The following is a 21626-nucleotide window of genomic DNA, read 5'->3' on the forward strand; positions in this document are numbered from 1 at the left end:
TTTTCTAATTCTTCTAAATTTAGGCAACAAAAAAGCGCCATCTTTCCGGAAAAAGAGGCGCAAAATAATATTCCAGCTCAAGGTAACCACTGTCGCTTTCTTTAACGGTAGGCAACTTCAGAGAACATGTTCGTCACTTTATACCAGAGCCAACTTACCGCTTGGTCTATGCTTTTGACTTGCCCAGAAATATGAGCTGTTGAAGCCTGATACAGAGAACCGTCAATGACTGTTACGTTGCCGTTCACTTCCCCATATACCTGTGCTTTACCATTCTCTATGGTAAGGTCACCGGTAATAATCTTGCCGGAAGGTACGATTACAGTATCCCCTTTGATAACCACTTGATCCAGATCTGCACCTCTAACTACAAGTTGTCTATCTGGACTCCAAAAAGTTACGGAACTCATCAGCATTACGACAAGAAACAGAGATGCCGCTGTAAGTGCAGGGTGTCTCTTGATCCAGGTAACAAAAGCATTTTCTTTCTTGGTCTTTGGCAATGAACTCATTATCCGGCTCACAAGATCATCTGAGGCAACAGGATTCTGATGCATTAGGGAGAACATCAACATATCTGTCTGTTCTAATTCTTTAAACTTTGCACGGCAATCTGGACAGGATAGAAGATGCTCCTTCAACTCCCTCTGCTGCTGATCGGGCAAGTCGTCATCCAAGTAGTCGTGCATCATAGAGACGGCCAGTTTGCATTCCATAGGAGCCAATCCTTTCATGAGTGCTATTTAATTATCCTAAGACATAGGGTCAGGACACATAAGACTTGCTTAACTTACATACGTCGCTCTCCCAAAGATGTTTCATAAAAAAAAATCTATTTTTACATTTTCGGGCCTAATTTTTTACGTAAAAATTCGCGACCTCGGTGTACACGCGTCTTAATCGTGGTTACAGGCATGTCGAGCACATCACTTATTTCCTGAAGTGACAAATCCTGCAGGTATCTAAGAATCATCACAGACCTGTATTTCACAGGCAGACTGTCAATAGCCTCATAGATTAGCCCCTGCGTCTCAGAGAGCAGTAATTCGGTCTCAGGTGTTACATTATCACTTGGAATCAACGAATAGCCGTCAAGGCCCTCCTGATCGTTCATATCTGCATCGAGCGAATAGGTTGGTTTCCGTTTGCGTAATCTATCAATACAGAGGTTCGTTCCAATCCGATAAATCCAGGTAGAGAACTTCTGTTTATCATCATACCGATCCAAGTTTCTATACACACGCAAAAAGGTCTCCTGAACTATATCCTCCGCCTCATGGCGATTGTTCAGCATCCGGTACGCCAAATGATATATTTTGTCTTTATATAGTTCCACAAGCTCGGCAAATGCCCTTTGGTCGCCTTTTAAGGCGAGCTTTGTCAATCTGCCTTCCAAATTCTCCACCTGTTAACTCCCCCAGACTTGCCGCCCTTGGTATTTATTTTCAAATATCCACGGTACAAGCAATTAAATCGTAATTCAAGTTTGTGTAAAAATCAAGGATTGTATTGTAACCTTCTCTGTAAACTGAGTTAAAAACTGGACAACTTGGTATAGGTGATTAAGTGCAGCTTCGAGAAATATTTGGACTTCCGGTCGCTGTTATTGTCAGATTTCCTGATTTAAACCGCTACTCGCGGTAGAAATCTGACAATAAAGGCGATCGCTAACGCTCCTACAGTTCCAAACATTCTCTACGCTGCTCCATCACCTGAATAATAAGTGCCACACTATTTACCTTCGCTTACATCTCGGTTACATGGGTGGTGCAAGAAAGATCAATATTGGGCAAAGCACCACAATATTTTTCAGGACAAAAGAATCACTTCGCAGCACAATATTTAGTTTATGAGCAAAGTAGCTCGTATTAGGCAACAAGATCATCCCGTCGGTTGAATAGGCTTCTGTTAGTTTAAATTTGTTGCATATGGAGCAGACATTGTTATACTTTACGCAGGGTTTTCGGTGATTTGGCGAGTAAGAACTCCAGTGTAGGTTGAGGGTTTCATTTTGATGGAACGAGTTATAGGGAAAACCTCCCTATAAATTAGGTCCCAGCTGTTTTATGACCAAGTTATAAGGAATTTCTCCCTGTATATTGGCCAAATTCAATTAATTACACCAAGTTCAGCTGATATAAAGGGAACAACTCCCTATATTTTATCGAAATGAGCTTGAAATACCGATTTACAGGTAATAATCCCCTTTAATTCAGCATTTTGACCCTGAAGCAGCACAAAAAGTCCGCCCCGATAAAGGGCGGACTTTTTGTGTTAAGACTATATCAGCCGGTATTCCGAAGACCAGCGGCAATGCCGTTGATGGTAAGCAATACTTCGCGAAGCAATTCGCTATCGTCTCCGTCAATTTCACGGAGCGCTCTAAGCTCGGATAGCAACTGAACCTGCAGGTAGCTAAGTGGGTCAACGTAAGGATTGCGGAGTCTAATCGACTCCTGAATCACAGGGACGTTATCCAAGATATCCTGCTGACCAGTAATCTTCAGGATCAACTCTGAGGTCAGTTTGAATTCATCTTCAATCTGGCCGAAGATCCGTTGACGCGCTTCCTCGTTCTTACCCATGCTGGCGTATTCCTTAGCAATGTTCAAGTCCGCTTTTGAGATAGCCATTTGCAGCGTATCTATCAGTGTAGTAAAGAATGAGAAGTTCTCATACATATGCTGCATAATCTTCAGATTCTCTTCCTTACCCTCATAGAAACTCTGCAGTCCGGTTCCAGCAGCATACCACGCTGGAAGCAAATAACGGCTTTGTGTCCACGCAAATACCCACGGAATTGCACGCAAGTCTTCAAAGCGGTCACTGTTCTTCCGTTTGGAAGGGCGTGAACCAATATTAAGCTCTCCAACCTCAGGCAGAGGTGTAGATTCTTTGAAGTAAGTCAGGAAGTCCGGATCACGGAATATCAAATCCTGATATTTGTGAAGCGAAACTTCAGAGATACGGGCAACAATTTCTTCCCACTTCTCTTCATATAAATCCGCTTGTGGAATTCTCGCATTGATCGCTGCTGTCACAAGCGCAGATGTCGCTTGCTCTAGACTGCGGTAAGCAATCCCTTGCATCGAATAACGGGAGGAGATCACTTCTCCCTGCTCGGTGATCTTAATGCCGCCGCCAATCGTCGAGGCTGGCTGAGCCAGAATGCTGCGGTTAAGCGGCATGCCGCCACGGCCGAGCGCTCCACCACGACCGTGGAAGAACTTCAGCTTGATTCCGAACTTATCAGCTGTAGCTGTAATCTCTTTCAGAGCAACACGCAGTTCATAGTTAGCAGTAACCACGCCGCCATCTTTGTTACTATCTGAATATCCAAGCATGATTTCCTGCAAATCATTCATTGCTCTTACTGCATCGCGGTAGATAGGCATGCTGAGCAATCTATTCATAATTTGTGGTGCTTCATGTAAATCATCAATCGTTTCAAAAAGTGGCACAGCTTGCAGCGTACATACGACTGTACCGTCATTATCTTTGCGGAATAGTCCTACCTCTTTGGAGAAGACCATAACCTCCAGAATATCGCTTGCCGCTTCTGCCATACTGATCAGATAACTAGTGATACATTGTTTGCCGTACTCTTCTTGCGAAGCGAAGATCGTCCGGTACACTGCAAGACATTCCTCTGTACCCTCGCTATACGTCTGATAAGAAGAAGTGATTGGACGTGGATCATTCAACAGCTTCTCCAGTAGCTCAATCTTCTCATCTTCAGACAGTTTGGAGTAATCCGGCGTAATGTTCATTTTCGCCAGAATTTCAGTCATAGCATTCTCATGTTCTTGACTGTGCTGACGCACATCAAGTGTCGCCGTATGGAAACCGAACAGCTCCACTTGACGGATCAATTTCTTAATATAAGTGTCGGCCACATAATCGGCATAGTGATGCCGTAAGCTGCGGTCAATCACGTTCAAATCATCGATAAACTCTTCAGGTGTAGAATAACGCTCAAGAGTATCTTTTTTCTCATCATCCAGAACATTTTGTGTCTTGGAGATCATATAGCTAAGCTTAATACGGTAAGGTTCATTATCATTGCGCCATTCTTCCATCTTGCCAAGATTAATGATCTCACGATCAGCTTCAATGGATTCTACTAGCTCAGGCGTCACCTTAACAATACTTGTGCTAAAGCTTAGATATTTCATGAGTTCACGCATAATCCGTTGATATTCCCGAATCGCCAGCTTACGCTGCATGCGCAAGGTCTGTGAAGTAACTGTAGAAGTTACCGAAGGGTTACCGTCACGGTCTCCACCAATCCATGAGCCAAAACGCAAGTAGGTTGGTACATGCCAATTCTGCCCTGGGTAGTATTTACTGAGACAACGTTCAAGTTCTTGATAAACATCGGGCAATACATGGAAGATCGTCTCATGGAAATAGTACATCCCATTACGTACTTCATCGAGTACGGTAGGCTTACGGTCACGCAGTTCATCCGTTTGCCATAGCGTAATCACTTCATTTAATAGCTTCTCACGGAGCTGTTCACGCTCCCGGAAGGTTAAGGTAGGGTTATCCAGACCCATAACATCATCAGATATCCGCTTATGAATATCGAGAATAGCACGGCGCATAGCTTCCGTTGGATGTGCCGTCATTACAAGTTCCAGAGATAATCCTGCAATAATCTCGTTAACTTCCTCATGAGAGAAATCACGTTCACGAAGCTCTTTAATCGCGCTTTCTATAGAACCGGGTTGGACTGTCTCCCCAGCTGAACGTTCATAGTCACGTTTGCGGCGAATCCGATGGTTCTGTTCGGCAATATTCACGAGCTGAAAATAAATAGCGAACGCTCTTATTACCTGATGACGGTTCTCTGGATCCAAAGAATTGATTAACTCCTTAAATTCACTGTGCAGTTCAGGTAAAAATAGTGAGCGCAGCGATTTACTGGTTTCGCGAATTTTCTCCACGATCTCTAGTAGTTCGTTACCGCCTTGGTGAACCAAGACCTCTCCTAAAATGTTCCCCAAGAACCGTACGTCCCGTCGCAGCAGATTGTTAGAGTTGCTTTTGCTGACGGTAGTCGTAAGTTCGGTCATGCTGCTCCCCCCATTCTCTTCCGGATCAATGTGTTAATTATTGTCTGTCTAAAAATCGCCTATTAAAGCTTTCCTCATATCATACAATAAAACTGCGTGAAAATCTCCAACTATTTTGCGCTGTAAAGCGACACAGTATCTAAGATTATACACCAATTTCTCAATTTATACAGTCCTTATATTTTATGTATTCTTTCTTATATATAATGGCTCTAGCATACCTTCATTATGTGTATTTAAATACGGAGCGTTCGAATCTGATCGATGAACAGGCCGATAAGAGGAGAATAATGACGATCGCGGTTATACGAATAATAAATATGTCTTTGAAAATTATAATCTGGAATGGTGCGCATTAGCAATCTTCCTCTGGCTACCTCATCCTCCACAGCAAGACGCGATATAAACGAAACGTACTTTCCACTCATAAGCGATTGCTTTATGGCCTCCAGTGAATCCAGTAGAATATAGGTCCTCGGTTCATTCCCTTCACGCTCAAACCATTTATCCGTCAGTTGGCGTGTACTCGATTCCTTGTCATGTAATATAAAACTTGCTGAAGCAATCATAGCCGGGTTTAGATTAGAAAATGAGGCAAATTCATGAGATGGCGAAAAAACAAGCACGAGCTCGTCCTCACACAAGGCTTGAGTATGCAGATCTGGTAGATAAAAAGATTCTGTAGACAAAATACCAAGGTCAATCTCATGGCTAGCCAGCATTTCTTTGATTACAGGGGAAGGCTTAACCGATAAAGAGATCGTAATCCCCGGATGTTGTTCTCCAAACAGCCCCAATATTTTCGGAAGAATATAAGTAGCTGGAACGTAACTGGCACCAATCTTAAGCGTTCCTCGCCCCGCCTGACTGAACTCTTTTACAACCCGCTCCGCTTCTGCAGCTAGTGCATTGATTTTAGTCGCATAATGAAGAAACGCTTTTCCACTCTCCGTAAGAATCATTTTATCCAATCTGGATTCAAATAACTTCTCCCCCAATTGCTGCTCTAAATTCTTCAAATGGTACGTAACGGTGGGCTGCTTCAGTCCGAGTTTATCGGCTACTGTAGTTATTTTCTTATGTTTATTTAGCAATTCTACGATTTCCAGCTTGATTAAATTAAGGTTCATTATCATCCACTCCTCGCCTATTCACTAAACGGTAACATAGAAGAATTCTATGAATGTTAAAATAAATCGGCAAAAAAGTTAATATCACAGTTACATTCAGCAAATATAGCGGGAATTCTTTACCTTTACACTAAGAACAAGCTTAAGAACAGGCAGGTAGATAGAGATGAAGGAAATTACAATCCACAGATTGGAAAAGAAATTCGGAGATGTGCATGCCTTGAAGGCTGCAGATCTGAAGATTCCCGCTGGAAGCTTTACGACATTACTCGGTCCTTCAGGTTGTGGAAAGACGACACTACTCCGTCTGATTGCTGGGCTAGAAACACCGGATGCTGGAGAAATCCTAATGGATGACGAGTTTATTTTCTCAGGCAGCAAAAAAATTAGTCGCCCCATCCATAGCCGCAACTTTGGCATGGTCTTTCAAGATTTCGCGCTCTGGCCGCATTTAACTGTCTTCGAGAATGTCGCCTTCGGACTTCGTGCCTCTAAGCAGAAAAAGGATTTACGGATTAGGGTTCAGCAAGCCCTTCGATCCGTAAAGCTGGAAGGACTCGAGCTACGCTTTCCCCATCAGCTGTCCGGTGGACAACAGCAACGGGTTGCTTTTGCCAGAGCTGTAGTTACTAGACCCCAACTCGTATTGTTCGACGAGCCGTTAAGTGCACTGGATGCAGTCTTGCGAGATGAAATGAGGCTGGAGTTAACCTCCTTGGTGAGGAACATGGGTATTACCGCTCTATATGTCACTCATGATCAAACCGAGGCGATGTCTATGTCAGATGAAGTGGTCGTGATGCAAGGTGGAACTATTTTACAAACAGGTTCTCCTGAGGAGATTTATCAGAAACCCAATCATCCTTTTGTAGCTCATTTCATTGGAAAATCCAACTGGATCGTTCCCGATAAGCAAATGCTTCGTCCGGAACATTTACGTTGGTCTCAGGAGGATGCTTCCTCTCTTCCATTTACGGGGACGATTCAACATGTGAGCTATATGGGTGATCGCTATGAGGTCATTCTGGACATGGAGAACCGAACTACTTGGACCGCTTATCATGATCAACGTCTACCTGTTGGAGAAACGATTCAGGTCTACGCTTCTAAGCACCAGATCCATCATCTGAATTAAGCGTCCACTGCATGGAATAGCTCGTATGATGCTGTTCCATGCAGCAAGATGCAAAAAATATTAGGGAGGCATTCACATTGAAATCAATGAATAACACTAAAGGACTTAGTACACTTCTTCTAACAACTATAATCGGAGCGAGTCTAGCCGGCTGTAGCTCTACTAACACTCCTGCTGCTAACGCAAGCAATCCGACTTCAACCGCTAACACTACAGCTCAAACTGAAGCACCACAACCCACAGAGAAAGCTCTGAGTGGCAGTCTTGTCGTCTACAGCGCAGGTCCTGAAGGTCTAGCCAATAAAATTAAAGACGGCTTTGAAGCCAAAACCGGTGTGAAGGTGGAAATGTTCCAAGGCACTACTGGAAAAATATTAGCCCGTATGGAAGCAGAAAAGTCCAATCCAGTAGTCGATGTTGTTGTTCTCGCCTCCCTTCCGTCCATGCAAGGGATGAAGAATGATGGTTTATTGCTTCCATATAAAGAGGCGGTTAATGCAGATAAGCTCGTTAGTGATTGGTCAGACACAGCAGATGGCAATTATTTTAGCTATAGCGCATCCGCACTAGGGATTGTCTACAATACTAAAAAAGTAAGCACACCTCCGACTTCATGGGATGATCTTACTAAAGCGGAGTGGAAAGGAACCGTCAATATTCCAGATCCTTCGCTATCTGGCTCGGCTCTAGATTTCGTAACTGGATATTTAAGCGCTAAAGGGGACAGCGGTTGGGAGCTTTTCAAACAATACAAAAGCAATGGTGTAGCGATGGCGGGCGCCAACCAGGAGGCACTTGATCCGGTTATTACCGGTGCTAAATCTGTCGTTGCCTCAGGTGTAGATTACATGGCTTATAAGGCAAAAGCTGATGGAGAGCCTGTAGATATCGTCTACCCTGCTGAAGGAACAGTAATCAGCCCTCGCCCGGCTGCGATTATTAAGACAAGTCCGAATGTAGATAATGCCAAGGCTTTTATCGACTATCTTCTATCTGATGAAGCTCAAGCGCTAGTTGCTAAAGCCTACTTATTGCCAGGCAGAACCGATGTGAAAGCAGAGAATCGTGCAAATCTCGATAAAATTAAGACATTTGATGTGAAATGGGAATGGATGAACGAACATAGTGATGAAGTTTCCTCGACCTTCACACAAATTTTTAAATAAGCGTAATGAATATTAACTCTTTACGCTCATTTAAATGGGTGAGCGGCGGACTTGCTTTATTTATACTGACAGTGCTCGTACTGCTGCCACTCCTGCTCATTTTTTGGACCAGTATCTATCCCAATGAGCAGCTGGATATAGCCGCGCCACTACGAACCATTATGGGTAGTCATGATCTGGTTGAGGTACTGCTGAATTCTATCGGGCTCGGGGTAAGCGTTATTCTACTAACTACGCTATTTGCACTACCTCTGGCCTGGATTATGGCTAAAACGGACTTAGGGCATCATAATTGGCTTGATGTTGTGCTACTAATCCCTTTTATGACTCCGCCATACATTGGTTCAATGGGTTGGATGTTATTTATGCAAACGGGTGGGTATATGGAACAGTTTCTGCCCGCTTCCTCCGTGCTGACTCCGTATTTCTTTAGTTATGGAGGGATGGTGCTGATCATGAGCCTGCATTTATTCCCCTTCCTGTATTTACTGCTGCGTAATGCGCTTTTGCAGATCGGAGGCAATCTGGAGGAAGCAGCCTCTGTTCATGGTGCTCCGTTCTTTTACAGATTTAAAAGAGTAATCATTCCCTTGCTATTATCCAGCTATGGGCTTGGAGCTCTTCTCATCTTCGTCAAAACGATTGCCGAATTTGGTACCCCTGCGACCTTTGGTCGTAGGATCGGCTTTTACGTTCTGACCTCTGAGATCCATAAGTATATCTCTAGTTGGCCAATAGATTTTGGAAAGGCTACTTCACTAGCTTCCTTGCTGCTCGGGGTTTGTCTCGTCATGTGGTACATCCAGACTCTAATTAGCAGTCGCTTCTCTTATCGCCTAATTGGCGGAAAAGGGACTCGCACCAAACGTTATAAAAGCACGGGAATCATAGGGGTTCTTAGTTGGGGGTATGTTGTTCTATTACTTCTATCATCCATCGGTATTCCATATTTCTCAATCATAACAGCCTCATTATTAAAGCTGCGAGGAGAAGGCGTATCTTGGAGCAATTTAACCTTAAAGCATTATGCAGAGCTGCTATCACCGGGTTCTCAAGGACTTGAGGCCTTATTAAATAGCTTCACATTAGCCATCGTCGCTTCCAGTATCGCAGTTATTCTTGGGACTTGGTTTGCCTTAACTGTAGGAAAAGGAGCTACATTCAAGCAGAAAATTACAGATCTATTCAGCCTACTTCCCAACACAGTTCCTGGAATTGTAATTGTAGTAGGGCTAATCCTGCTATGGAATGCTCGCTGGATGCCTATTCCGCTCTATAATACCTACTGGATGGTTGTGCTTACCTACGTTGTACTATTCATCCCCTACACTGTTCAGTATGTAAAAGCGAGCTACGGGCAGATCGATTCTTCCCTTATGCAAGCGGGACAAGTATTCGGAGGAAGCAAGCTTTATGTGTTCCGCCGTATCCTGCTCCCACTCATTCTACCGGGGATGGTGGCTGGATGGATGATGACCTTCACCATTTCCAATCGGGAACTGGTAGCCTCCTTACTCATTCTTCCACCTTCAATGCAGACATCGGCGACCTATATTTTTGCCCAGTTTGAACAAGGTGCTGTAGCGATGGGGATGGCCATGGCAGTAATCTCTGTCGGCGTTACCACTATATTACTACTAGTATTAGAATATTTAAGCCCAGATAGAAAGCGGAGACAACGATGAGCACACTAACGATTTGGGGAGGGGCCGGAGAGCATGGCCGTTCCTCCTATCTTTTGCAGGACAAAGATGGGCAATCTGGTATTCTACTCGATTGTGGTGTCAAAAAAGAAGGTCCAGGTGAATACCCCCTGCTTGATACAGACATCATCCCACATTTGCAGGCAGTGTTTCTGTCCCATGCGCATGAGGATCATTCCATAGCACTTCCTCTACTATATAAGTACGGATATTCAGGTAAGGTATGGACAACGAAAGCTACCGTTAAACAGCTTCCCGATTATTTCGAAGCATGGGATAAATACGTGGCTGCTCAGTCCGCATCATTACCTTATGAAGAAATAGATAAGCAATCTATCCAGTTCATGTATTTGGAGGAGCATATCCCCCCTCAGACTTGGCTGAGGATTGCACCTAATCTTCGTGTACAATGGGGGCGAAGCGGACATTTAGCAGGTTCGGTTTGGCTGATCCTCGAATGGGACGGAACAATCGTATTTTTCTCAGGGGATTATACGAAGGAGTCGCTGCTGCTCATGGCAGATTCACCAACGATTATGGAAGCCGGAGCTAAAGATGTCGTCGATCTATCCATTATCGATGCCGCCTACGGCGCGGATCCTGATGAGCAGCTTGTAAAGTTACAGCAATTAGAGTCAGCGATCTGTAACACTCTGCAAAAAGGGGGTTCAATCCTCCTTCCGGTGCCTATCCATGGCAGAAGCCAGGAATTAATCGTATGGGCAAGCGAGTGCTTCCCCGATGATCAGCTGATCGTCGAAGAAGAGCTCATAGCTCCTTTAAGAGGTTTGAGCGATAAGACCGAATGGCTGAAAGAGGGCGCTATTCAGCGCGTTGATATGCTTTTTAATAGAAAGAACTTGTGCATTGTATCTAATTCAGAGGAACGTGCAAAGGCATTGTTGAATCTCAAGAGCTCAATCGTGTTTACCAATGACGGAATGATGCAGTCGGCAAAAGCACAAGAGTATTTTCATCAGCTCTCTGCTTCTCCTAAGAACCATGTGATTTTCACGGGACATTTGGCGGCAGGCAGTTTCGGGCACCGTCTCGTTAAACATTCTATGGTAGAAGAATCTAGCGACACGAGATGTACAATCTCACTCATTCGCTATAAAGTCCACCAAGGCTTACCGGATATTCGGGAAATGCTACGAACGGTTCCCAGCCGCCGGTCGGTGCTCGTTCATGCTCCCAAATCGCATATTGATCATGTCACTTCTATATTAGAAGGAGAAGGTTTTGCAGGGCTGTACTCTTTGCTGCCTGGAAGTACGCTTTCGTTCTGAAGCTTAACTATGTAATCTCATAAAAAACAATGGGGCTCTTCCTTAGGTCTATTCAGACGTTTTGGAACAGCCCTTTTTTTATGATTTAAACCTATTATCCATTTACTCTTTCGTCGTCCCCGGGCGATCCTTAAAAGCTAGCTCAAACAACCCCGTCGCAGATAAACCAGCCAGCCCCCCAGCCCAAAGGCGAAGGACGATATCCAGATCGGTAAAAGGATACGCTGCCGCTCCGATGAGCAAGCCTATCAATAGTCCGATGACAGGGACTGCATTACGCGGGATGTTGATACTATTTTTGACCAATTGAACCAAAGCAAGTACGAATACAGCTAATATAGAAGCAAACGCTATAACATCATCTAAAATCTCTCTAGTTTCCATGTTAGATACCTCCTTAGTGAGTACTTGTAATCTCAACCGTTCGAGTCGCGGAATCATACCCCACCTGTGCGCCTAGCGCTTCCGCAATAATACGAACGGGAACGTAGGTGATGCCTTTTTCAAGCACTCCATCTGCAACCTTAACCCCGTTAACTTTTACGACGGCAAAAATATCACCCTTCAATTCTTCTTCCTCCTTCCGATTGATGACCTTATACGCTGACTCCACTGCGGATATTGAGGGCTTTGCCCCTGCTCGTAACTGTGTGAGTGTTAACCCAAACACCATCTGAAAATGTGGATAGTCCTTAAAGCTCGTCCAATCGCCCCCCCATTCGAATCCAAGTGCCTTGGCCTCTTTTACAACCTCCAGCCAATCTGCGACTTGGTTGTTATTGTCGTCCCGGCGCATGTCCCAAGACACACTGGATCCATTCGGCAGCAAAAGAGCAAAATCTACGGCTAGTCCAAAATTGTGGTAGCTATACCCGCCACGCGCATTGGTGACAATCGCTCCAGGCTTAGTGCGTCCTTGTGCATAAAGAGCATCCTGCTCGGCAATTGTGCGAAGACCCTGCGTAATGAGAATGGGGATGTTGAGCTTGTAGCAACGCTCGATTAGAGCAGTAGCAGCGGAACGGACTACGGGATGTAGACCTGTTAGGCGTGAGGCTGATTTATTTTTCACCTGCATTAGTGTCAGCATGATGATCCTCTTTTCTGTCTTTCTTTTTCAGATAAATAAATTGGTCATATTTCCCGGAACACGTCAATATTGCGAGTATGATGATCCCACCAGTTGTACCGAATTGGGCGATAGCCCAGCTATAGTTAAGCCAAATTAGCCATGCTGCCGAGTCCACTCCTAGTAGAGCTACCAAACGGAATAGTAGAATGATTAACATATTGAATGTATAGGCCATTAAGAAAAAAAGCATAGCCAGCATAAACACGCTGACCACACCTTTTTGGAGTCGTTCGTAAAAATATTGCCTGTGGCGATAAATGATGAATAATCCACAGGCTGCAGTAGTGCTATATAGCAACAATAATAAAAAATCAATCATGTGCATCATGATCCCCTCGATCATAAACTAAATATTTGGCGAATCGGTTGCGATCAATCTCCTCCTGAATTTCCTGCGAGACATTTTTATAATGACTTATGGTCAGCGTAACGCTGGTAGAGGCTCTGCGGAGCTCCATCTCTTTATCAACATGCCGGGGGAGAAGCAGCCGCCGAATCCATTGTGACAGCATTCCTAACTCCCCCTGTCTTCCGTATGGTCAATCTTCAGTTTCTTTAAGACGTCCAGTGTCGGCTGCATAAACTCCGAGCGCTCCTTGTCCAGAATCGCTTGCAGACGATCCCGATCCTCCTCTGCACGATCCAGCAGTTCTCGCGGTACAAGGTTCCCTTTGACAATCGCACGCAATAATACCATGAGCACAATCATCAAAATAAACGCAACAATATAAGCTAGCCCATACTTATCCGCCAGCGGCAGCAGCTTCTCCAATTGCGCAATATCCCCCTCTTTCATTCGTCCGCTCCTTTCTGTAATGATGTTGATGCAAAATAGCCCCCGGCACCACCGAGGGCACAAAAAAACACGCTCCTGTGTGGATGCGTGCTAATTATTTAGCTGATGAAGCTTGCTCAGTCAAATCATTTTCAGCAAAATGAATATCTGATCGTTTCTGGATAATCTGATCCTTAACCAAAATCTCATTATCCGGCTGCATGTTATAGGAAGAAATGATATCCTCTATCGGACCTTCCTTACGATCATAACGAGTGATGCAGGCATTGGTCATCAAGCGGATTTTAGCGGCTGTTAGTGAATCCATAGTCATGATTACAACTCAACTCCTTTCGGTTATATGCTGAGTAATTCAGCCATAATGACTTCGACGTCTTGTAGCCGATTCTGCAAAGCTGTATTCTCTGTGCGTAGTTGCTCAACCTCGCTTAACTCTGGCGGCTTGTTGGCTTCGGCTACTAGGTAGGCTTCCCATGCAGCTTCGAGTTCTGCTTCTGTTGGTTGTGGTGCGTCTAGGTTCCAGGCGGCGATGTATGGGCCTTTTTCCTCTACCACATAGTCAGTACCTTCAACCAATTCATCCAACGGCTGTGGGAGTAATACATAATCAATGCCCTCTACCCATTCGGAGGGCTTTTTCTCAGCTGCTGAATCCCGCAGATACTGCTTCATGGGTAGATCTTTAAGATATCGAGGCGTTCCCCCGTCATCTCGAACGGTAAAATCCCGAAGTGGATCAGCTTCAGGATATAAATACATAATCGCTTGATATTTGTTCATAGCTATTCCTCCCTTTATGCCACTCTTGTAATTTCAAAAAAACTATAATCCTTAGAAAGAGTATCTACTCCAGACGATCTAGCAAATATTTCTACATAATCGCCGGCATTTAAATAAATTGTAGAATCTCCTCCACATCCAGTCGGATATGCATTTTGGTATTTATAGTCTAATGGCCTTAGTCCATTACCATTTGCAAAAATATATAACTCACAGATAAGACCACCAGTAGTAAACAATGTAGCTACGTTAATTTCATACAAACCCGCGGTCGACGCTGTAAATCTGTTATTAACAGTATCATAATTTCCCATCTGATCAACAATCTCATGTGAGAAAGCCATTTTTGTCCAAATACCAGCTGTCAGATTTTGATTGCTTGAAAGAACTACACGTGCGTGTGGTCTTTGTCCATGTGTATTGTCACCCCATGTATTAATAACAAACCCTCTCACTATCGTTCCCCCATCGTATGAACCGAATGGCGAGTTTCCAATTGGAATAGCCCCTGTATAAGTCAGACAAGCTCCACCAGCTGACACAAGTCCGTAAACACTGCCTGCTCCTGTGTTATTATTCGAAATTACTGTTGCTCCAAAGCCAGCAGCAATAGCTGTTCCTCGGTTTGAGGTAGTACATGATTCAATAATAGCTTTCTGGGCATTTACTATAAATCCTCCAGAAACTGTTGTTGACGTTGATACACTACAATTCTTGAAAACCGCAGAGATTCCAAATTGAGCTACAAATGCGTGATCTGATGTTGAAGTAGCCGTGAATCCAATAACTTCAACTCGTTGGCAAAATTCTACATAACAGTTATTAATATTAACAGCGCCTGTAGCTGTTAAATAGATAGTGCCTTGTCCAGCTTTTCCTGCGAGGTACACCATTTCTGGATATGTACCAATAGCAACTTTTATGCTAACTACGTGATTAACAATCTGAGGTATCACGCTAACAGCCTTCCCTATAGTCCTAAACGCCCCACCCGCCGTATTCACCAATCCAGTATTATTGTCATTCCCATCGGTCCGCACATAGTAAGTAATATCAGCGGTCGTTTGCTGCGGCGTAGTAACCAACGGCGCCTTACCATTCAACTGCCCCTGAATCCCACTAGTCACCCCATCCAAATACCCAAACTCTGCGTTCGAGACCACGCCAGTCCCAATCTTCGAAGCATCAATCCCAGCCGCAGAATTAACGTCTGCATTTACAATCACTCCAGCTGCAATAGCCGTAACTCCATCACCATTACTAGTAACATCCCCCGTGTGATTAGGATGCACATAATTATTCGCTCCCGTAGCAACACCCGCCAGCTTAGTTTTCTCAGCTGCGGTGTAATCGTTAGTCGACAGCTGTTTCCCAGTAACTTTATCAACCTTTCCATTAACGGCATTATCCAAGATATCCATATTCCCGTTCAGATCGGCGATATCAACAATGTCTGTTCCCTCGGGCTTCTTTAATCCCAAATTTCCTGTGGTTTGCATGTGTCACTCTCCTATCTATAAGTTCTTAATTCGTTCCATGTTTTACTGTGGGCACTCTCCCAGGTCAAAGCCTTAACAGAGTCCCACCAGGTATAGCTGAACACAAATTCATAAGCCAAATGCGCAGGTTTAATCTCTTCGATGATTTGAATCAACCCTGCCATATTGGGAGGGATGCCCAACGTACTTACAAAATGAATCTCAAAACGATACTCATTGGGCACTTCCTTAACTTCAACCACTCCACCTGAAAAAGCGGACGCTGTCCGCTGGATCATCTCCGGCGTTGTCGTCCCGTTTCCACGCAACTTCGCTTTAATCATCTCACGGCGTGTGGCATATGACTTGGATGAATCGATATTTAGTCCAAGCTCAGCCTCCCAACGTCCAAGACTTACCGTTGCCGTTTCAACAAACGCCTGATCCAGTACATCTATAGTGCCTGCCTTCAGTCCACCAATTTCTAGCCCGATGGTCTCCTGAAGCTTCTCCATTTCACGAACATCCTTATAATAATCCGGCAAATACTGCATTAGATCAGGCGCTTCGACTTCACCCGGATGGCTCGAATCTTTATCTGCCGAATATTGCAATTCGCTGTATAAAGAGCTGCCGTAACTCATCCTCTACACCCCCTTCAGTTGATTCCAGGTTAGGGGGCCTTTGGGCAAATAATCATGTGTATGCGCCGCCGGAGGAAACACTGCTGGTTTACCCGCTACCCCCGCCCAAGCTACACTATCCGCTTGTTGCGCGAAATCCACCTTGCCATTGTTATTCGTATCGTAAATACTTTTCAGCATGTCCCCGGTACTTTGTGCCGCAACTAGCAAGACATTCCCAGCAGCAGAACCGATATATAGCTTCCCACTGTCTGTACAATAGCCAAGCTCACCAATAGCCAGTGCTCCAATCGCACTTTCCAAGCCGCGGCGTATTTGAATCAATGTTTTTAGAGCCATTGTCCCGCCCCCTAGAATGTTCCGCCATCAATACTGGCTACGGTAAGTCTATTGCCGTTCGCTGCGTCGTAAACAATGCTGTTTCCATCCACACTTACTGCTACACCAACCGCGTCCACGGAGATCCCTTTTCCAGCCGTCACCGCAATGGCGTCTGCAGTAACCGTGATCCCATTGCCTGCACCAATATTCAGCGTCACAGCATCGGCCTGACCACCACCAATCAGCCCGTTCCCAGCTGTAATGGTCTGTAGCGCACCACCCGTGCGTACCCATGCGCTGCCATTCCAGCTATAGATCTTTTGCTCATCATCGACGTAAGCGGTCCAGCCTACGGCAGGAACATAAAATACCCAAGCAGCAGATTGGTACTCCACGATTTGATTCGTTTTCCCCACCCATGCCCCGGTTGCTCCAGCTGGAATAATATATCGATCACCCTCAACCGGACTGGCAGGTGGAGCCAGCAGGTTCTGATCTTTTACCGATGCTTGCGGTTCGATGTTATGCTTGGCCAGCTCAATTTCATTTTTAATCTTCTGCGCTGACCACAAATCTGTAATCGTAGTCCCGGCATCATTGATCGTCCGGTGCTTGGTCACATCATCAATATGAGTCTTAATCTCAGCCGCGGTCTTTACGTTCGTGCCATCAGATACTTTATTGATATGCCCCGCGCTAATATCCGCTTTAAGCACCTTCGCATAGGTTGCACCCTCAGCGATATCGTCGAGGGTACCTGTCACGTCGCTAAGCTTCTGCGCATTCACCCGCCGCCAAGCTGCTCCATCATCAAAATACAAATATCCGCTATTCGTACCCGTAGTCACGTAATACAAACGGCCAACGGCTCCTGCAACCGGACGCGAAGCTTCTGGACCCGATAGCGCCCTTCCGACCATGGAATTAGACGTGCCGTCACCAATATAAACTTCCTTAGTATCACTGCAAAAACCAAGCTCACCCGCCTTCAACACGCCATAACTCGTTAGCTCAGCCTTTGTTCCCCGCTTTATTTGTATGGTCTGTGCCATTTTACACCTCTCTTCTGAATGATCCTCCGTCAATCTGACCCTTGTTCTTATACCGTTCTATTTCAGTTTGAACAGCAGTAAGACTTTCCTGCAAACCGTTAATATCATCCGCTTCAACGGTATCCCCGGGGGTTTCGTAAGTCACATAAACCTCGGGCACATCGGCAAAAATCTTAATCAACCGCCGCCATGGCGCTTCATCCGGAAAAGACACCGTAAAATTACGTAGCTCGATCCCGGAATACTGTGACCCTGTGTACACCGCGATGGTCTGATTATTGATGTTGTCATGCGCAAGCACACCACTATACTTGCCATTTACAAGCGGTAACCTCTCTTCAATAACATAACTGCCACCGTTTGCTTTTTTATTAAGCTTTTCTTGAAAAATATCAATTTGCTCTGGATACCCCATACTACACCTCCAGTAAAACATTGCCGAACAAAGGTATTTCTTCTTCGTTCAACATTACGTTGCCCGCTCCACCGTTCAGCTTCAGCTCACTGTAATCTGCGACTCCCTCAGTAGCTAGCAATAGGGCACCGATTACAGACTGGCTAATATAGGTTGCTGAAAAAGCCTTCTCTTTGCGATAGCTCTCAAGAATCGCCTTAAATTCTTCATTTACAGCTTGCAGCGCATAACCTGAAGCAAGGGTTACTTTTGCGCTTACACTAATACTTTTGCCCTTCGCTGACGCCACAGTTACAACAGCACCTACGGGGGCTTGCCCCTCACCCGCTCCAGAGACCGGATCAATGTAATGCTGAACCTTTGTCACCAGCAGCTCAGAAGCAGGAAGTTTCTCGGCATCCACAACAATCACTTTCACCGTCTTAGGACCGTTCCATAACGGAAAAACACGTGCACCTCCCACCCCTACAACCTGCATAGCCCACTCCATATAGTGATATTTATTGCCGCTAGTAGCTGGGCGTCTGGCTGAATCCAAATAACGCTGCCGTAGCGATTCATCCGATTCGGAGTTCTCCCCAGGGATCAGAAGGGAAGCTATTTCCCCACGCGCGAGGTCTGAAATATAATCCACCGGCAGCAAAGAGCCAAAATATCGGTTTCCTTCTTCTCCAGCGGTTTCACTCTCCAACCGGTACACTCCAGGAGATAGCTTCTCCACAGCCATATAATTCAGCATATCGAGTGAAAAGCGGCTTCCGAGAGGGACATCTACAAATCCTCCATCCGCTTTATAAAAAATCCCCTTCAGTTGCGCTTTGCTCGCTTCTCGCCTAACAATTCCTGACCAGGATATACTTCGCTCCAAGTACTCTCCGGTCGCCGTATCTGCAAAATACAGATTATTATTCACATCCAGCTCAATGTACATTTGCGCGAGCTCTGCTGCTGCCGGAGCGAGCGCGTCATAAATAATGCTGCCCTCGCGTTTATCCAGACCTGACGGAACCCGGTCCAGCATCCGCTCTAAAAGAGCCTCATACGTCTGATCCTCATACATCCTCATTCCACTCCTTTCTCAGATGAAAATTTCCGTAACGTGTAACCACCTTGCAGTCAAAAGTTAAGTTTTCTCCGGTAAAAGAAACCTCAATATTTTCTAAGCTAAGGATTCGTTCATCCTGAAGTAAGGCCTCATTAATGACACGTCTGATTTCAGCTCTGACTAACAGCCGATCCTTACCCAGAACCAGCTGCCACTCTGTTCCGTAATCCGAACTGTAAATCAGATGTTCAAATCTATCGGTTCGCAGAATTTTGGCCGCTGCCTGCTGCACTGCCTCAAGTCCATCCACTTGGCCAGTGATCCTTTTTCTGTCCCAATCCATTCGGTAAGTTAGACTGGGGCTTTCCCCACGTTCAAGGTTGACCTCGCCTTCAAGAAGGGCAGTTATCGGTCCAGCTTTTCCAATCGCAGGAATCATATCGGACTCACCAGCCGATCCAGAACAATATAGCTTTGTCCACCCTGCATCCGAACCATCAGAACCCGATCACCAGAGGCAAGTCCTCGACGCACTACCACTTCTCTACCCTCTAGCTCGACTTTACATTCCATTACCGATTCAGGCAGCACTAGCGCATTCCCCGATAAAATAAAACGTTGATCCACCTGGATCTGCAAAGGAGCTGCCTCCGTTACTGTCCCATAAGAAAAAGCCACGGGATTTGTATTTCCCACGGCTCCTAAGCTTGCTTTTTTTATAATATCCAACATCATTTCTACACCACCTTTATATCGAGGGACATCGTATGCTCCCCACCGGAAATCTTATGACTACATTGATCCACCAGAAACACCTGAGTCTTGAATTCATCAAGCAGGACATAAATGAAATTACCAGCCCTTACGCGCATATCACCAATCGCCTGTACGGAGAGACTAAGCTTTTCACGGTTGTGCATTTTTAGCAGATTATTTGCCTTCTCCTGAATTTGTGCAGCATTCGCTTTGTCATCGGCCTTCTGATACAAGTGCAGGATACCCCAGCGTTTCACATTATCCTTATCGCTAACCGGAAAGAAATCACGCTTACCAGACTTCTCGTTATCCTTGTATAGAAAAATGGTGTTGTACGTATCATCATCAATACTTTTTTTGAGCGAATAATCGTACAGATAATGCCCCGCTCCCAGCACTAGGTTAAGCAGCATAGACTCCGGTTTACGCAGTGTAAGCTTGCCAAAATCATCGTAAAAAGCCATCAACCGCCCCTTATACTGAAGCTCACTGCCGATCGCTCCCATAATGATGTCCAGCAGCTTTTTGTCATCTTCAATTAATGAGGGAATTCGGTACTCTGTATTCTCCAGCACACCTGTCTTCAGGCCGTAGTCCTTGGTTATTTTAGTAATAACATCGCTAGCCGTGACATCCTGCAAAACATAACTACCATTGCCTAGTAAATAACGAATCTGATCATAAGCAGTCAGCTTAATCTCCTGATCCGAGCCTGTATCAATGCTGAACACAAACCCGTAGAATACATCCACATTATCTTTACTGAACTGAATAATATCACCGTTGCTGATGCTAAACTTGGGATGCTGATAGATACCACTGTCCACAAGTGCTAACTCTAGCGTTGATGGTTTGCCTGAACGAGCAGTTTTCCATGTAATATCGGAGACGATACCTGAAATATCCCATAAATGTCCTTCCTTATTCTTTACAAGTAGCTCCATAACAGCCTCCTACGGTAGCTTAATGACCTTACCGATTGGAAGCTTCCTCAGCTCACTATCTTTAATGCCATTAAGTTTCTGGATTTCTCCACACCTTTTGCCATCTCCAAGAATTTCTTTAGCTATTTTCCATAGATTGTCTTTAGATTTCATGATATACGTTTTAGGTTTGGGCTTTTCATTAGCCCGCTTCTGTTCTACCTTCACTTCATCTTTGACAACCTTAACTGCTACCGCTTGATAGAATACATACTTTTTGAGAGATAAAGAATATTCAATATCCCCTGATGTACCCGCACTGAGCTTCCAAGAGAAACCTTCAATACTCATAGCCATGTTCACACCGAAATCAATTTCTATGGATTTATCCTCACTAGTCGATGATTCCTTTAACCATTTCTGAGGGTTGTTTAGCATCCCATCAGCTTTTTTCAAGTCATCAGCATAACTCACCCCAGAGAATACAAAACGAATAGGTCTGCGACTAGTCATCCACTTCTTAATCAGCTCCACATATTCAAAAGGTCTCTTCAACCCGTCTTCTTGCACCAATACGAACGGATACTTTTGTGCCGGAAAAATACTTTCAATTGTAATCTCCGTAAGCTTCGGATAAGCAATCGTATTGATTTCACCCAAATCTATAATGGTATAGCTTTTTCCATCCCCGCTCTCTTTGATCTCTAAGGTCTCCGGGTTGACTGGCAGCCGGAATGCTTCCGCCTGATTATTAAAACCAAGAAAAATCCCGTACTCTTCCAC

25 protein-coding genes are annotated in these 21626 nt (G+C 44.9%); 4 read left to right on the forward strand and 21 right to left on the reverse strand.

What is annotated here, in order from left to right; genetic code table 11:
• Nucleotides 1-101: 101 nt before the first annotated feature.
• From MKY19_RS27015 to MKY19_RS27030, 4 genes are all read right to left on the reverse strand, one after another.
• Nucleotides 102-716: a zf-HC2 domain-containing protein gene (locus MKY19_RS27015; protein ID WP_042192079.1), complete on the reverse strand. Its 615-nt coding sequence runs from the start codon at nucleotides 714-716 to the stop codon at nucleotides 102-104.
• Between the two features lie 122 nt (nucleotides 717-838).
• A complete protein-coding gene (gene sigW / locus MKY19_RS27020; protein WP_042192081.1) occupies nucleotides 839-1405 on the reverse strand; it encodes an RNA polymerase sigma factor SigW in 567 nt (188 codons plus the stop codon).
• 880 nt (nucleotides 1406-2285) lie between these two features.
• Nucleotides 2286-5078, reverse strand: coding sequence for a phosphoenolpyruvate carboxylase (ppc, locus tag MKY19_RS27025; protein ID WP_339267365.1), 2793 nt, complete (start codon nucleotides 5076-5078; stop codon nucleotides 2286-2288).
• Between the two features lie 236 nt (nucleotides 5079-5314).
• On the reverse strand, nucleotides 5315-6208 hold the full coding sequence (locus MKY19_RS27030; RefSeq protein ID WP_339798809.1) for a LysR family transcriptional regulator: 894 nt from the start codon (nucleotides 6206-6208) through the stop codon (nucleotides 5315-5317).
• A 166-nt stretch (nucleotides 6209-6374) separates the two neighbouring features.
• On the opposite strand from MKY19_RS27030, the gene MKY19_RS27035 reads away from it, so the two are divergent.
• From MKY19_RS27035 to MKY19_RS27050, 4 genes are all read left to right on the forward strand, one after another.
• On the forward strand, nucleotides 6375-7343 hold the full coding sequence (locus MKY19_RS27035) for an ABC transporter ATP-binding protein (RefSeq protein ID WP_339798811.1): 969 nt from the start codon (nucleotides 6375-6377) through the stop codon (nucleotides 7341-7343).
• Nucleotides 7344-7429: 86 nt separating this feature from the next.
• Nucleotides 7430-8509: an ABC transporter substrate-binding protein gene (locus tag MKY19_RS27040; RefSeq protein WP_339804523.1), complete on the forward strand. Its 1080-nt coding sequence runs from the start codon at nucleotides 7430-7432 to the stop codon at nucleotides 8507-8509.
• A gap of 5 nt (nucleotides 8510-8514) precedes the next feature.
• A complete protein-coding gene (locus MKY19_RS27045) occupies nucleotides 8515-10194 on the forward strand; it encodes an iron ABC transporter permease (protein ID WP_339798814.1) in 1680 nt (559 codons plus the stop codon).
• Entirely contained in the window at nucleotides 10191-11501 is a 1311-nt protein-coding gene (locus MKY19_RS27050; RefSeq protein ID WP_339798817.1) for an MBL fold metallo-hydrolase, read from the forward strand. The genes MKY19_RS27045 and MKY19_RS27050 overlap by 4 nt, the downstream gene beginning before the upstream one ends.
• Nucleotides 11502-11603: 102 nt before the next feature.
• On the opposite strand, the gene MKY19_RS27055 is transcribed toward MKY19_RS27050, so the two are convergent.
• The 17 genes from MKY19_RS27055 to MKY19_RS27135 all read right to left on the reverse strand — a co-directional run bounded on the left by MKY19_RS27055 (nucleotide 11604) and on the right by MKY19_RS27135 (nucleotide 21626).
• A complete protein-coding gene (locus MKY19_RS27055; protein ID WP_339798820.1) occupies nucleotides 11604-11885 on the reverse strand; it encodes a holin in 282 nt (93 codons plus the stop codon).
• A 13-nt stretch (nucleotides 11886-11898) separates the two neighbouring features.
• Nucleotides 11899-12591 (reverse strand): M15 family metallopeptidase, encoded by a 693-nt coding sequence (locus MKY19_RS27060; protein WP_339798822.1) that lies wholly within the window; start codon nucleotides 12589-12591, stop codon nucleotides 11899-11901.
• On the reverse strand, nucleotides 12563-12976 hold the full coding sequence (locus MKY19_RS27065) for a hypothetical protein (RefSeq protein WP_339798825.1): 414 nt from the start codon (nucleotides 12974-12976) through the stop codon (nucleotides 12563-12565). Before MKY19_RS27065 ends, MKY19_RS27060 begins: the two co-directional genes overlap by 29 nt.
• Nucleotides 12945-13145, reverse strand: a complete 201-nt coding sequence (locus tag MKY19_RS27070) for a hypothetical protein (RefSeq protein ID WP_036681274.1) — start codon at nucleotides 13143-13145, stop codon at nucleotides 12945-12947. Before MKY19_RS27070 ends, MKY19_RS27065 begins: the two co-directional genes overlap by 32 nt.
• A 2-nt stretch (nucleotides 13146-13147) precedes the next feature.
• Nucleotides 13148-13429: a hypothetical protein gene (locus MKY19_RS27075; protein WP_076301001.1), complete on the reverse strand. Its 282-nt coding sequence runs from the start codon at nucleotides 13427-13429 to the stop codon at nucleotides 13148-13150.
• A gap of 94 nt (nucleotides 13430-13523) precedes the next feature.
• Nucleotides 13524-13742, reverse strand: a complete 219-nt coding sequence (locus tag MKY19_RS27080) for a hypothetical protein (protein WP_339798830.1) — start codon at nucleotides 13740-13742, stop codon at nucleotides 13524-13526.
• A gap of 23 nt (nucleotides 13743-13765) precedes the next feature.
• Complete coding sequence (locus MKY19_RS27085; protein ID WP_339267383.1) at nucleotides 13766-14209, reverse strand: XkdW family protein; 444 nt, start codon at nucleotides 14207-14209, stop codon at nucleotides 13766-13768.
• A 14-nt stretch (nucleotides 14210-14223) separates the two neighbouring features.
• Entirely contained in the window at nucleotides 14224-15708 is a 1485-nt protein-coding gene (locus MKY19_RS27090) for a hypothetical protein (RefSeq protein WP_339798834.1), read from the reverse strand.
• An 11-nt stretch (nucleotides 15709-15719) separates the two neighbouring features.
• Nucleotides 15720-16331 carry a putative phage tail protein gene (locus tag MKY19_RS27095; RefSeq protein WP_339798837.1) on the reverse strand — a complete coding sequence of 204 codons (612 nt, stop codon included), beginning with the start codon at nucleotides 16329-16331 and terminating at the stop codon, nucleotides 15720-15722.
• 3 nt (nucleotides 16332-16334) lie between these two features.
• Entirely contained in the window at nucleotides 16335-16670 is a 336-nt protein-coding gene (locus MKY19_RS27100; protein ID WP_076300996.1) for a hypothetical protein, read from the reverse strand.
• An 11-nt stretch (nucleotides 16671-16681) separates the two neighbouring features.
• Nucleotides 16682-17704, reverse strand: a complete 1023-nt coding sequence (locus MKY19_RS27105; protein ID WP_339798841.1) for a DUF2793 domain-containing protein — start codon at nucleotides 17702-17704, stop codon at nucleotides 16682-16684.
• Between the two features lies 1 nt (nucleotide 17705).
• Nucleotides 17706-18119, reverse strand: a complete 414-nt coding sequence (locus tag MKY19_RS27110; protein WP_339798844.1) for a phosphoglucomutase — start codon at nucleotides 18117-18119, stop codon at nucleotides 17706-17708.
• A 1-nt stretch (nucleotide 18120) separates the two neighbouring features.
• Entirely contained in the window at nucleotides 18121-19179 is a 1059-nt protein-coding gene (locus tag MKY19_RS27115; protein ID WP_339798847.1) for a baseplate J/gp47 family protein, read from the reverse strand.
• Nucleotides 19172-19603 carry a DUF2634 domain-containing protein gene (locus MKY19_RS27120; protein ID WP_339798850.1) on the reverse strand — a complete coding sequence of 144 codons (432 nt, stop codon included), beginning with the start codon at nucleotides 19601-19603 and terminating at the stop codon, nucleotides 19172-19174. The genes MKY19_RS27115 and MKY19_RS27120 overlap by 8 nt, the downstream gene beginning before the upstream one ends.
• Nucleotides 19600-19896, reverse strand: a complete 297-nt coding sequence (locus MKY19_RS27125; RefSeq protein ID WP_076301021.1) for a DUF2577 domain-containing protein — start codon at nucleotides 19894-19896, stop codon at nucleotides 19600-19602. Before MKY19_RS27125 ends, MKY19_RS27120 begins: the two co-directional genes overlap by 4 nt.
• Nucleotides 19897-19901: 5 nt before the next feature.
• A complete protein-coding gene (locus MKY19_RS27130; protein ID WP_339798853.1) occupies nucleotides 19902-20864 on the reverse strand; it encodes a hypothetical protein in 963 nt (320 codons plus the stop codon).
• 9 nt (nucleotides 20865-20873) lie between these two features.
• Nucleotides 20874-21626: a LysM peptidoglycan-binding domain-containing protein gene (locus MKY19_RS27135; protein ID WP_339798856.1), complete on the reverse strand. Its 753-nt coding sequence runs from the start codon at nucleotides 21624-21626 to the stop codon at nucleotides 20874-20876.

The organism is Paenibacillus sp. FSL R5-0744, from assembly GCF_037972555.1.
Classification (GTDB): Bacteria; Bacillota; Bacilli; order Paenibacillales; family Paenibacillaceae; genus Paenibacillus_AQ.